This window comes from Oligella sp. HMSC09E12 (assembly GCF_001808505.1).
In the GTDB taxonomy this organism is placed as follows: domain Bacteria; phylum Pseudomonadota; class Gammaproteobacteria; order Burkholderiales; family Burkholderiaceae_B; genus Oligella; species Oligella urethralis.
Map to the genome: position 1 here is coordinate 1 of NZ_KV793565.1, position 590 is coordinate 590.

General features: G+C 39.0%; 1 protein-coding gene. It reads left to right on the top strand.

Going from position 1 to position 590, the window contains the following annotated elements; genetic code table 11:
- Positions 1-81: 81 nt before the first annotated feature.
- Entirely contained in the window at positions 82-240 is a 159-nt protein-coding gene (locus HMPREF3179_RS12230) for a hypothetical protein (RefSeq protein ID WP_168160354.1), read from the top strand.
- Positions 241-590 lie beyond the last annotated feature (350 nt).

Below are 590 nucleotides of genomic sequence, written 5' to 3' on the forward strand. Positions count from 1 at the left end.
GGATGAGGTGCAAACCTCACCCTACTCGATTTTCTAGAGAAAATTAGTTGGTTTAATCAAGGAAAATAAGGAATATCAACCATGAAAAATTTAACTATTGATGAATTTAAAGAATTAATTACTCAAAATACGTGGACTCATGAAATGAGTATCGACTCTAACGAGATTTTTGAGCGTATTGTTGAAGGTGGTGCAACGCATCGTGCCGGACCAGGGGAACAGAGACGAGCCATTAACTAGTGGCGTACTGGATCTAAGCGAGGTAGGGCGGTGGCGCTTTCGTGAGCGCTAAACTAAATCATCAATACTCTTCACGTTTGGACTATCGACCCAAGACGGTAAACGGCGATCTTGGGGTACGACGGCAGTTTCTGAATTCGAGTCGCTTTTAGTTTTAGTTGTGGGGTTTTGGCGCTCTACTGTGGGCGTGATTTAGGCTCTGATTTTATATTTTTCAAAAATTCATCAACATTCTTATTTTCAACCAATTTATCCTATTTTATCTTTTTTTGTACTTTTTTTAGCGCAAAACAGCACTAATTTATTGCATAAAATATGTAATGACCCAGTAAAAACCTGCTCAGGTCTTA